9 protein-coding genes and 2 pseudogenes are annotated in these 11,399 nt (G+C 43.2%); 2 read left to right on the top strand and 9 right to left on the bottom strand.

Annotated elements, in window-relative coordinates; translation table 11 throughout:
* Positions 1-106: 106 nt before the first annotated feature.
* The 9 genes from dnaJ to AALA56_RS08910 all read right to left on the bottom strand — a co-directional run bounded on the left by dnaJ (position 107) and on the right by AALA56_RS08910 (position 9,152).
* On the bottom strand, positions 107-1,246 hold the full coding sequence (gene dnaJ / locus AALA56_RS08950; RefSeq protein WP_369909708.1) for a molecular chaperone DnaJ: 1,140 nt from the start codon (positions 1,244-1,246) through the stop codon (positions 107-109).
* A gap of 468 nt (positions 1,247-1,714) precedes the next feature.
* A complete protein-coding gene (gene dnaK / locus AALA56_RS08945; RefSeq protein WP_369909706.1) occupies positions 1,715-3,538 on the bottom strand; it encodes a molecular chaperone DnaK in 1,824 nt (607 codons plus the stop codon).
* A 176-nt stretch (positions 3,539-3,714) separates the two neighbouring features.
* Positions 3,715-4,248 carry a nucleotide exchange factor GrpE gene (gene grpE, locus AALA56_RS08940; protein ID WP_369909705.1) on the bottom strand — a complete coding sequence of 178 codons (534 nt, stop codon included), beginning with the start codon at positions 4,246-4,248 and terminating at the stop codon, positions 3,715-3,717.
* 39 nt (positions 4,249-4,287) lie between these two features.
* Positions 4,288-5,319 carry a heat-inducible transcriptional repressor HrcA gene (gene hrcA, locus AALA56_RS08935; RefSeq protein ID WP_369909702.1) on the bottom strand — a complete coding sequence of 344 codons (1,032 nt, stop codon included), beginning with the start codon at positions 5,317-5,319 and terminating at the stop codon, positions 4,288-4,290.
* A 126-nt stretch (positions 5,320-5,445) separates the two neighbouring features.
* Positions 5,446-6,012, bottom strand: a complete 567-nt coding sequence (locus tag AALA56_RS08930) for a glucosaminidase domain-containing protein (protein ID WP_369909701.1) — start codon at positions 6,010-6,012, stop codon at positions 5,446-5,448.
* Entirely contained in the window at positions 6,005-6,751 is a 747-nt protein-coding gene (locus AALA56_RS08925) for a M15 family metallopeptidase (RefSeq protein WP_369909700.1), read from the bottom strand. The genes AALA56_RS08930 and AALA56_RS08925 overlap by 8 nt, the downstream gene beginning before the upstream one ends.
* Positions 6,741-7,439, bottom strand: a complete 699-nt coding sequence (locus tag AALA56_RS08920) for a histidine phosphatase family protein (protein WP_369909699.1) — start codon at positions 7,437-7,439, stop codon at positions 6,741-6,743. Before AALA56_RS08920 ends, AALA56_RS08925 begins: the two co-directional genes overlap by 11 nt.
* A gap of 97 nt (positions 7,440-7,536) precedes the next feature.
* Complete coding sequence (locus AALA56_RS08915; protein WP_369909698.1) at positions 7,537-8,874, bottom strand: PFL family protein; 1,338 nt, start codon at positions 8,872-8,874, stop codon at positions 7,537-7,539.
* An 11-nt stretch (positions 8,875-8,885) separates the two neighbouring features.
* Entirely contained in the window at positions 8,886-9,152 is a 267-nt protein-coding gene (locus AALA56_RS08910; RefSeq protein WP_369909709.1) for an ACT domain-containing protein, read from the bottom strand.
* 428 nt (positions 9,153-9,580) lie between these two features.
* Between AALA56_RS08910 and AALA56_RS08905 the strand changes: the two are divergent.
* Together AALA56_RS08905 and AALA56_RS08900 are read left to right on the top strand one after the other, a co-directional pair.
* Positions 9,581-10,687: pseudogene (locus tag AALA56_RS08905) on the top strand (IS110 family transposase); the annotation flags it as partial.
* A gap of 118 nt (positions 10,688-10,805) precedes the next feature.
* Positions 10,806-11,399: pseudogene (locus AALA56_RS08900) on the top strand (transposase family protein); the annotation flags it as partial.

The raw sequence follows: 11,399 nt of genomic DNA, 5'->3' as shown, positions 1-11,399 counted from the left end.
AATTTCTACTTTATCTTTGTAACTTAATTTCATAAGAAAAGCACCCCATTCGTTAGATTGTTTGTCTAACTTTTGGGATGCAGTTCAAAAACCAGAGCTTTTTTCATTATTCACCTTCTAAGACATCTTTGACTTTATCGAAAAAGCCTTTTTTCTTAGGTTTTGAGATGCTGTCGTCACTAGCTTCTGCAAAGGCACGAAGGGCTTCTTTTTGCGCACTGTTGAGTTTGGTTGGCGTAACCACTTTGACAGTGACGTGCTCATCTCCTTGACCGCCACCACGCAGTTTTGGTGCTCCCTTACCACGCAAGCGGAAGATCTTGCCTGTTTGAGTACCTGCTGGGATAGAGAGCTCTACGTCACCATGAACCGTTGGCACATCCACGACATCCCCAAGAGCGGCTTGGACGATATTGAGATTAAGCGTGTAGTAAATAGTAGAGCCTTCACGCTCAAACTTGTCGCTTGGCTGAACGGTAATCATGACAAACAAGTCCCCGTAAGGACCACCGTTAAAGCCTGCCTCACCTTGACCAGCAAGACGGATTTGTTGACCAGTTTCTACACCTGCTGGAATCTTGACAGAAACCGTGTGTTTTTCCTTTTCGTGACCAGTACCGTGGCAGGTTGGACATGGGTCTTTGATTTCCTTACCAGTACCATGACAGACATCACAGGTCACTTGACGGCGCATGGTTCCTAGCGGTGTTTGCGTATCAACGGTAATCACCCCTTGACCGTGACACTTGTGACAGGTCACAGGGCTTGTACCAGGTTTGGCACCTGAACCACCACAGGTGTGACAAGTTGCTTCACGATTATAAGTGACTTCTTTTTCAGTACCAAAGATAGCCTCTTCAAACTTGAGTTGCACACGGTACTGCAAATCGTCTCCTTGACGTGGTGCATTGGGATTGCGTTGCGCAGCTCCGCCGCCAAAGAAACTAGAGAAGATGTCCTCAAAGCCGCCAAAGCCACCAGCACCATCAAAACCACCAAAGCCGCCAGCACCACCGTTAAAGCCATTAGCACCTGCTGGACCGTATTGGTCGTAGGCAGCACGCTTTTGCTCATCTCCTAGGGTGTCATAAGCTTCTTGGACTTCTTTGTATTTCTCCTCAGCTCCTGGCTCTTTATTGATGTCTGGATGGTATTTTTTAGACATCTTACGATAAGCTTTTTTGATTTCCTCCTGGCTAGCGTCCTTAGACACTCCCAGACGGTCATAATATTCTTGATTATTCATACGTTAAGCTATTAAGCCGTTAAGCGACTCCATTTACTTTTTCATAGAGCCACAGGCATATTCCATTAAGCTCGTAAAGCATTAGAATACTGCCTCAAACGACTGTTCCTTTCTTTTAGATACTAAAGGCATTAACGGACAAGGCTGGACAAGCCATAGTCCCTAGCCCGTGTTCAAAACGAACACCTTTTCTTGTCTGCAGACCTCTTTATCCTATTATAACAAAATAGACGGAGCGAGGCGCCCCGCCTAGAATGTTTTTTTTATCTTTACTGCACTTACGACGTGAGAAAAATCTTTCGATGATAAATACATTTCAAGTTATACTTCATCTACCAAGCATCTTACGACGTGAGCAAGCAAAATCGATATTATTTTGCTTGCGAACTAGTAAGGCACTTAGCTTCTCACCAGATAGTGAGAAGCGTTATCCAATGAGATGCTTAAGCATCCATTGGATTTAGTGCCTTATTTTTCCGTAAAGTCACCGTCTACAACGTCGTCTCCAGAGTTATTAGCGTCAGTTGCACCTTCAGCTCCTGCTTGAGCTTGTTGAGCAGCTGCAGCTTGTTCGTAGAGTTTCATGGCAAGGGCTTGTGCTTTTTCGTTGAGCGCTTCAAGTTTTGCCTTCATGTCGTCAAAATTGTTGTCTTCTTGGGCTTTCTTGAGGTCGTCAAGAGCTGCTTGAGCAGCGTCACGCTCTGCGTCAAAGCCTTTACCTTCAGTTTCTTTGAGGGTCTTTTCAGTCGCAAAGATAGCTTGGTCTACTTCGTTACGAAGGTCTACTTCTTCTTTACGTTTTGCGTCAGCTTCTGCGTTAGCTTCAGCGTCTTTCATCATTTTTTCAATTTCTTCGTCAGTCAAGCCTGAGTTAGATTGGATGACGATGGTTTGTTCTTTTTGAGTACCAAGGTCTTTAGCTTTAACAGACACGATACCGTTTTTGTCAATGTCAAATGTCACTTCGATTTGTGGAATACCACGAGGAGCTGCTGGGATATCTGTCAATTGGAAGCGACCAAGAGTCTTGTTGTCTGCTGCCATTGGACGTTCCCCTTGAAGCACGTGGATATCAACAGCTGGTTGGTTGTCTGCTGCAGTTGAGAAGACTTGTGATTTAGACGTTGGGATAGTTGTGTTGCGGTCGATCAGTTTTGTAAAGACACCACCCATGGTTTCGATACCAAGTGACAATGGTGTCACGTCAAGAAGGACAACGTCTTTGACATCACCAGTGATGACACCACCTTGGATAGCAGCACCCATAGCTACCACTTCGTCAGGGTTTACAGATTTGTTTGGTTCTTTACCAGTTTCAGATTTAACTGCTTCGACAACGGCAGGGATACGAGTTGAACCACCAACGAGGATAACTTCGTCAATGTCGGAGATAGAAAGACCTGCGTCTGATAGAGCTTGACGAACTGGAGTCTTAGTACGTTCCACAAGATCACAAGTCAAATCGTCAAATTTAGCACGAGAAAGTGTTGTTTCCAAGTGAAGAGGGCCAGCTTCACCAGCAGTGATGAATGGCAAGCTGATTTGAGTAGATGTCACACCTGACAAATCTTTCTTGGCTTTTTCAGCAGCGTCTTTAAGACGTTGAAGCGCCATTTTATCTTGGCTAAGGTCGATACCATTTTCTTTCTTGAACTCATCCACTAACCAATCAATGATTTTTTGGTCAAAGTCGTCACCACCAAGTTTGTTGTCACCAGCAGTTGCAAGAACGTCAAAGACACCGTCACCAAGTTCTAGGATAGACACGTCAAAGGTACCACCACCAAGGTCAAAGACAAGGATTTTTTCATCTTTATCAGTCTTGTCAAGACCATATGCAAGAGCAGCTGCAGTTGGTTCGTTGACGATACGTTCTACTTCAAGACCTGCGATTTTACCAGCGTCTTTAGTTGCTTGACGTTGTGCGTCGTTAAAGTAAGCAGGTACAGTGATAACAGCTTTTGTCACTTTTTCGCCAAGGTAATCTTCAGCGTATCCTTTAAGGTATTGAAGAATCATAGCTGAGATTTCTTGTGGTGTATATTCTTTACCATTTGCAGAAACTTTTTCAGAAGTACCCATCTTAGATTTGATAGAGATGATAGTTTCTGGATTTGTCACTGCTTGACGTTTTGCAGCGTCACCAACGATGATTTCTCCGTTTTTGAAAGACACAACAGAAGGTGTTGTACGGTTTCCTTCCGGGTTCGCAATGATTTTACTTTCAGTACCTTCAAGTACTGCAACTGCTGAGTTTGTCGTTCCTAAGTCAATACCAATAATTTTAGACATAATAAGATACCAAGAACACTGAGAAAACGACTGAAAAATAGGAAACTGGCATGACATCCTGATGTCATAGACAGTTTATCTTTTTTTACGAGTTTTCTGTTCGGGTTCAATTCCTTTCAAAATTTTTAAAGTTATTTTTTATTTTATATTTCGTTACGCTTTAACGTACGCCTATCCTAGTTGTAAACAACTACCATGGCTGGACGAAGCAAGCGCTCATGCAATTTATAGCCTTTTTGGAGCACTTGAGCGATACTATCTGCTGGATGGTCGTCATCCGCTGGCAGAGTTTGTACCGCCATGTGGAGATTATGGTCAAAGCTTTCCACCTCAACCTCTTCAACACCCTCTTCCTTGAGTGCTTGGATGAGGCTTGCTTGCACCATCTCAAGACCTTTCTTGACATCATCTGTCAAGCCCTCAACAGATAAAGCACGCTCTAGGTTGTCAAGACTTGGCAAGATAGCTTTCGCCAAATCTTGCGAGCGGTAGCGTTGCAATTGCTGACGTTCTTCGTTGGCACGGCGCTGGATGTTTTGTATCTCGGCGTGGGCACGCAGATACTTGTTTTCAAACTCTTCAGCTTTTTCCTGTGCCAACTCTAGTTCTGTTTTTTTAGGAGTTTCCTCCTCAACCACTTCCTCAACAACTGGCTCCTTTACTTCTTCGACTTCTTCTTTTTTCACTTCTTCTTTTGTTTCTTCTGCCACTGGATCGCCTCCTCTAAAGACTTTATCTCATATTCAAAGTTAATGGACTTCGTAGTGATTACTATTTAAATAGCGGTAGTAATCGGTCAATTTAGCTGCTAAAACACGGCTAATCACATTGACCAAACTAATGGAGCGCTTGTAATCCATATCAATCGGACCAATCAAAGTCAAACTTCCAATTCCTCGGTAAGGAATCAAGAACTTGCGACTGAGAACCGTTAAATCACTAAGTGCAGCCACCTTGCTATCAGCAAGCTGAACAGATGTGACTTCTTCATCTGATAAGCTATCACGCAAAACTCTAGCAACCGCCTGCTTATCATCTAAAAACTGATAAGTATCAAGCGTTGCGTAGTTAAGCGAGTGCACCTTACCTGCGACAAAGACCGTCTCGTCAAATAAACTTTGAAACAGATAATCAATCAACTCCAAGACACCATCAACCGTTTTAAAGTAATGTTGGATAACTTGGGGGATTTCTGTTCTTAACTTATAGTGAATGGTCATCAGCGAACTGCCTAGCAGACGCTCTGCTACGAGTTGCTTTAGTGTCACCAAGTCACGTGCCAAAAAGCTCTTTGGAATGGCAAACTGTACTGTCAGTGACTTTGATTCGTCAAGGGTCATGACTGCTAGTGCATCGTGACTACTCAGCTGCACAATATCAAAGCTCGTTAAGCGTTGATTGCTAGGCTCAACATCCAAAACAACGGCGCTATAGCCTGTTAAATCACTCAACAGTTTTGCAGCTTGCTTTAAAATATCCTCGAACTTATAGGCTTCAAAGTCAAAGGCTTTAATCAACTGATAGACATCAGCCTCATCAGCACTTTCCGTCAGGGAATGTTCCACGAAGTACCTAAACCCAGCCGCACTTGGCATCCGACCGCTAGAGGTATGCGCCTTCTCTAAAAGCCCTAACTTTTCCAGCTTTGCCATATCGTTACGAATGGTGGCACTGCTAGAGTCAATCGCATTCTTTAGCGTTTTGGAGCCAACAGGCTCATGGGTTTGAGTGAACATCTCGACAATTAAATTCAAAATATCATTTTGACGTTGTGTAATCATCGCATCCACCCTTTCTTTTAGCACTCTAATAGTTAGACTGCTAATCTATGTTTCTATTATATCTCTTTTAAAAAGATTGTCAAGGAAAAAGGCAAAAAAATTAGCACTCTTTTTTTTGAGTGCTAATCACTTATCATAATCGGTTAATTGATAGGTTTTAATGATACTTTTCAGGTCCTTGGCATAGGTCTTGCTGGTTGAAAAACCTGAGCTCTGCAAAACATCCGCCAGAGTATTGACATTTTTATTGGCTACAAAGAGCTTGTAGCTGTTAGAGTTTCCGACTTGCCCTGCTTTTAGTTGTGCCAGGTAACCGCTGATACTTTCTTGATAGGACTTGTAGCGTGCATAGGAGACCAACAGCCCGTCACTGTCACGCAGCTTGATAAAAGCTTCTCCTGTCATCGCTTTGCTATTAAAAAGATTGTCATAACGTCTAGCTAGCAAGGTTCTACCAAAATCTGATTCCAAGCTCGCCTGTGCAATGATAATAGAAGGTTTTATCCCATAAGCTTTAGCAAGCTCTTGACTAGCTGGGGCAATGGACTTGATAAAGGCAGTCTTCGTCTGAGAAGTGTCCGCTTTTTCCTGAGCAGACAGTCCCTCACGATGCACAACCAAAGGCGTCACAAAGACAAACACAAAAACGAGTAAGCCTAAAACAGCTTGTACTAATGAAAAACGCTTACGCATCTCTTTCCTCCAGCAATGCTACATATTCTTCTAAAGTGAGATTATGCTTGGTCATATACTCTGCTGACTTTTTACCCACATAGCGGAAATGCCAGTCCTCATAGTCAACGCCTGTACTAGATGATTTTCCCTTTGGAAAACGCAGGACAAAACCATATTGAGGTGCCAAGGCTTGGACTTGCTTGGCAACAGTTGTGTCACTTTGATTGAGCGCATCCACCGTACTCATATCAATAGCGAGCCCTGTTTGGTGCTCACTAGCACCTGCTGGCTGTGAGTAGGTCTTAACCAAGGTTTCAACCTCAGATTCTGATAAGCTCGGGTCAGCTGCCATTTCCTGCTGGATATAGCTATTAAAAAGCCCTTCTTGATAAGATACGCTACGGTAGCCCGAGATGAGGTGCTCACTGGCGTCAATTGCTTGCGCTGCAGCAAGAAAAGCCTCGACATTTTCAGCGATACGAGCATCAACTGAGATACCGTTGACAGTGGCTAGCTCTGGATTCATCTCTTTTGTGATATGGTCACGATTGACCAAGACCAGCTCCCAGTCGCTAGCGGAAACATTAGGTAGTGAGCTTGTCTTTTTCTTAGATGGTGTTGTCGTTGATTGACTGGTTTTAGTTGTAGCTGTGGACTGCTGATTGTCTTTTTTTCCTCCTATAAAATAGACAATGGCTAGCACAAACATAATAATAACAATCCCTGCCATCAAACGCTTTGTAAAACTAGTTTTCATATTCCCCTTCTTCTAAAAGACGACGTCCTTCCTTACGATAAGACATATCGCCTATTTTTTCAATAGTAAATGCGCCGTCTTCATAGGTCACAACAGACACACTGCCGTTATCCAGCGCTAACCCTTTAGGTGTCTTTGGATCAATCAGCCACATCAGCGTTGCAATGGTCATTCCATGACTGACAACGATGGCATTGCCACCTCCATCACTTTCTACCCTATCTGCGATTGCTAAAAAGCCCAGCCAAATTCTCTCCTTGATTGTCTCCCAACTCTCAGCCCAGCCTGCTGTATCCACCTGTTGGATACCGTCTGCGATTTCTTGATAAGTCAAATCCTTAATGTCTTTTTTAAAAATACGAGGCAAAACACCACCAAATAACTCACCGTTATAAGCTCCGTCAAGACTGCCAAAACACCACTCCCGAATGCGCTTATCACGTGTATGCGGGATAAAGTCCTGCTGACAGGCTTCTAGAATAATCTCAAGCGTCTGCACAGTCCTGCTGCTATCACTTGTAAAAGCTTCTTTAAATGAAATCCCCGCTTCTTTGAGACCAAGCCCTAACTCATAAATCCCACGTTCTCCTTCTGCTGTCAGAGGTGTGTCGCTCCACCCCTGCGCCCGACCAATCGTATTAAACATTGTCTTGCCGTGACGCACAATGTATAGACGTGTCTTAGCCATCTTCCTTACCTCCAAAAGACTTTTCTTTTATTATAACAAATTCTAAAAGGCTTTCATACCAAAGACTAAAAAAACTCCAGACTAGCTGGAGTAGGAGTTAGTTTTTAAAACTGTGAACCGGCGCTGGAATCTGTCCACCACGAGCGATAAAGGCTGCCGAAGAATTTTTATTGACAGACATAACTGGTGCAGTTCCAAGCAAACCACCAAACTCAATCATATCACCTTCTTGACCTTTTGGAATAATGCGCACAGCTGTTGTTTTTTGGTTGATAACACCAATTGCCGCCTCATCTGCAATCATAGCCGCAATCGTTTCTGCTGGCGTATCCTCTGGGATGGCAATCATATCAAGCCCAACCGAGCAGATAGCTGTCATAGCTTCTAGTTTTTCAAGATTGAGCGAACCAGACTGCACCGCAGCAATCATACCTTCATCTTCAGAGACAGGGATGAAGGCACCAGACAAACCACCAACTTGATTACATGCCATAACACCGCCTTTTTTGACTTGGTCATTTAAAAGCGCAAGCGCAGCGGTCGTTCCGTGCGTACCGACTGTTTCAAGTCCCATCTCTTCTAGTACACGAGCAACAGAGTCTCCAACAGCAGGTGTTGGTGCTAAAGATAAATCGACAATTCCAAACTTAACACCCAAATGCTCGCTTGCCATTTGACCAACCAACTGACCGATACGAGTAATTTTAAAGGCAGTTTTCTTAACGATTTCAGCGACCACATCAAAGCTCTCACCACGGACTTTTTCTAAGGCACGCTTAACAACGCCAGGTCCAGAAACACCAACATTGATGACCACATCCGCTTCACCGACGCCATGAAAAGCACCCGCCATAAAAGGATTGTCTTCAACTGCATTTGCAAAAACAACCAACTTTGCAGGACCCATCTCAGATGCTTCCGAAGTTTCCTTGATGATACGCCCCATATCACGAACCGCTGTCATGTTAATACCTGACTTGGTCGATCCGATATTGACAGATGAACACACTTTTTCCGTCTCTGCCAAAGCACGAGGAATCGAATTGATCAAAATCTCATCGCCCTTTTGATAGCCTTTTTGCACCAAAGCTGAAAAACCACCGATAAAGTCAACACCAATCTCATGAGCTGCCTTATCCAAAGCCTTCGCAATCGGTACGTAATCCGTTGCGTCCGTCGCCGCACCAATCAATGAAATTGGCGTCACAGATACACGCTTGTTAACAATCGGAATACCAAGTTCACTTGCAATCTCATCTCCTACCTCAACAAGCTTACTTGCCTTTGCAATAACCTTGTCATAGACCTTAGCTGCCACACGCTCAATATCAGTATCAATACAATCAAGAAGCGAAATCCCCATCGTAATCGTACGAATATCGAAATTCTGCTCCTCAATCATCTCTATTGTTTCTTGAACCTGCTTAATATCCATCGATTTTCTCCCTATACATTATGCATGGCATCAAAAATAGCCGAACTTTGAATATTGATCTTCACTTGAAGCTCTTCACCCAAATCTTCCAGCTGAGCTCGTAAATAAGAGAAATCCTTCTTCTCATCACTAGACACCACAGCCATCATCGTAAAATACTCATCCAAAATCGTTTGTGTAATATCATCAATGTTTAAGCACAATTCTGCCACTTTTGTTGAAACCGCCGCAACAATCCCTGACTTATCTTTACCAACAACTGTGATAATTGCTTTCATCATCTGCCTCCAAAAATCTTTTTGTTTAGTTTACCACAAATGACAAGAAATTACCACTATATCCGAACAAATTTCGATTAAACCTCCAATTTGTATAGCTATTTCCGAAACTCTCTTTTCATCGCCCAGATATAATAACGATAGAAACGTTCCTTATCCTCCAAAATAGTGTAGAATATCACACAAAACATACTAAGATTAGTAGTGAGAAACTCTCCGACAGGAGAAAGTACTCACTGCTTTTTCTTTATGATAAAGTAGAGGTGTCTTGTTAAGTCGTGGGGCTTTTTGACGCTAGACATCATACACAAAACTGGCAAGACACCTGTTTTAGTGAGAATCTGTTCAAAGTATGTGGGACGCTGGACGTCGAGTATTGAAAATGAGAGCACTAAAACAAGGAGCATTCGAGACAAAGAGGTAATATCATGCGAGTTGACGTGAGCAAGGTAAGTTCAGAAGTGGCCATTCTGGTCAATGGCGAGAAAGTTCATGGCTACACGATGCCAAACGATGCCATTGGGTTCAGCCGTCTCTTGGAAGACCTAAGGCAAGTTCAAGCACCAGAGATTGTTTTTGGAGCTACAGGTGTCTATTCTCGGCGTCTTCAAGCTTTTCTAAATGAACATCACTATGCTTATATACGGCTCAATCCCTTAGAAGCCAAGAAGCAATTGGATGGCTTGCGTGTGCGGAAAACAGACAAAATCGATGCGGAAAAACTGGCTCAGTCTCAGTTTGTGCTCAACCGCAAATCCAGCTATATTCAGGAAGCTGTCTACCAAAGCTTGCGTGATCTCAGTCGCTTCTATCAAAATCTGACAGAGGATATCGTCAGAGCTAAGAATCGACTGCACAAGGTCTTACAAGTCACTTTCCCCGAACTGGGATCCATCTTGTCAATGCCATCAGGAGAACAATACTGGAACTTGGTCATAGCTTTTCCGAGTAAGGAATTTGTATTAAGTTTGAACCAAAATCAGTTATCTAATCTCGTTCGTCAATCGACAGCCAAACGCATCTCTGACAAGCGTGTTGCCTACTTAACTGAGAAGCCTACAGCACTGGCTAATCAGTCTTATTGTGCCGTCAAGAAAACTTCTCCAATGATCGAAGAGGTTCGTTACTACGCCCAGGAGTTGCTTAGACTTTCCGTTCGCAGACAAGCTGTATTGGATAAGATGGTGACATTAGCTAAGCCCTTACCAGAGTACGAGATTCTTCTCTCAATCCCTATTATCGCTGAAACAACGGCCACATCTATCATCGGCGAATTAGGGGATATCCGTCGGTTTCAGTCCGCCAATCAAATCAATGCTTTTATTGGGATTGATTTGAGACACTACGAATCTGGAAACTTCCTCGCTAAGGAACACATTACCAAGCGTGGCAATCCCTACGCTAGAAAGATTCTCTTCAAGTGTATTCACAATATCGTTTCAGCTAGTCATACCAATCTTTGCCATATCGCAGACTTTTATGAGAAACGAAAAAGACAATCGCAGGTGACTTCAACCAAGCCACACACGATTGCCGGCTCTATAATATCTGTAGTGGGTAACTCCACCGCAGAGGTTATAGGCTTTTTGAGTACAGAAAAAATCCCATAAGACTTACATTGAAAAGCGACTAAACCATCATTAGGAGGTACTTATGGAACCTATTAAAAATACCAATATTAAGGATACCACAAAAATCATTGCAATCAAAGACTTAAACATCAAAATATTACTTGTTCTCAAACATCAGACTCACATTGAGCTTAGAGCTGAGCTGGATTATCCAGCCCCATCCTGTCCTCATTGTCAAGGAAAGATGATGAAATACGGTTTTCAAAGGCCTTCCACCATCCCAATCTTAGACGTCCAAGGTATGGCAACCGTCCTAAAGCTCATAAAGCGGCGTTTTCAGTGTAAAGTGTGTCGCAGGGTCTCTATCGCCAAAACCAGTCTAGTCAAGAAAAATTGCCAAATCTCACTGACTGTCTGGGCGAAAATCACACAACTTCTCATCGAAAAACAGACCAACTCAGATATCGCACCCCCCCCACATCTCTGTTTCCACCGTTCAAAGACAGCTAAATGCTTTCACTTTGAAAGAGAATTTTGAGGTCTTACCTGAGATTTTATCCTGGGATGAATTCGCAAGAAACAAGGGAAGACTGGCTTTCGCAGTGCTGGAGAATAATCGCCAAACGACCATCAAAAACCACTTCTACAAGTATTCAAGACAAGCTAGAGAAGCAGT

The sequence above is a fragment of the Streptococcus hyointestinalis genome (assembly GCF_041225505.1).
GTDB lineage: Bacteria > Bacillota > Bacilli > Lactobacillales > Streptococcaceae > Streptococcus > Streptococcus hyointestinalis_B.
Note: the sequence above shows the minus strand (reverse complement) of the source record. Positions and strands in the feature narration are given on the sequence as shown.

What these genes read in the sequence shown, in the direction of transcription:
- dnaJ (WP_369909708.1), bottom strand. Translation starts at nt 1,246, where the DNA reads ATGAATAATCAAGAATATTATGACCGTCTGGGAGTGTCTAAGGACGCT.
- AALA56_RS08925 (WP_369909700.1), bottom strand. Translation starts at nt 6,751, where the DNA reads ATGAAAACTAGTTTTACAAAGCGTTTGATGGCAGGGATTGTTATTATT.
- dnaK (WP_369909706.1), bottom strand. Translation starts at nt 3,538, where the DNA reads ATGTCTAAAATTATTGGTATTGACTTAGGAACGACAAACTCAGCAGTT.
- AALA56_RS08920 (WP_369909699.1), bottom strand. Translation starts at nt 7,439, where the DNA reads ATGGCTAAGACACGTCTATACATTGTGCGTCACGGCAAGACAATGTTT.
- hrcA (WP_369909702.1), bottom strand. Translation starts at nt 5,319, where the DNA reads ATGATTACACAACGTCAAAATGATATTTTGAATTTAATTGTCGAGATG.
- AALA56_RS08930 (WP_369909701.1), bottom strand. Translation starts at nt 6,012, where the DNA reads ATGCGTAAGCGTTTTTCATTAGTACAAGCTGTTTTAGGCTTACTCGTT.
- AALA56_RS08915 (WP_369909698.1), bottom strand. Translation starts at nt 8,874, where the DNA reads ATGGATATTAAGCAGGTTCAAGAAACAATAGAGATGATTGAGGAGCAG.
- AALA56_RS08910 (WP_369909709.1), bottom strand. Translation starts at nt 9,152, where the DNA reads ATGAAAGCAATTATCACAGTTGTTGGTAAAGATAAGTCAGGGATTGTT.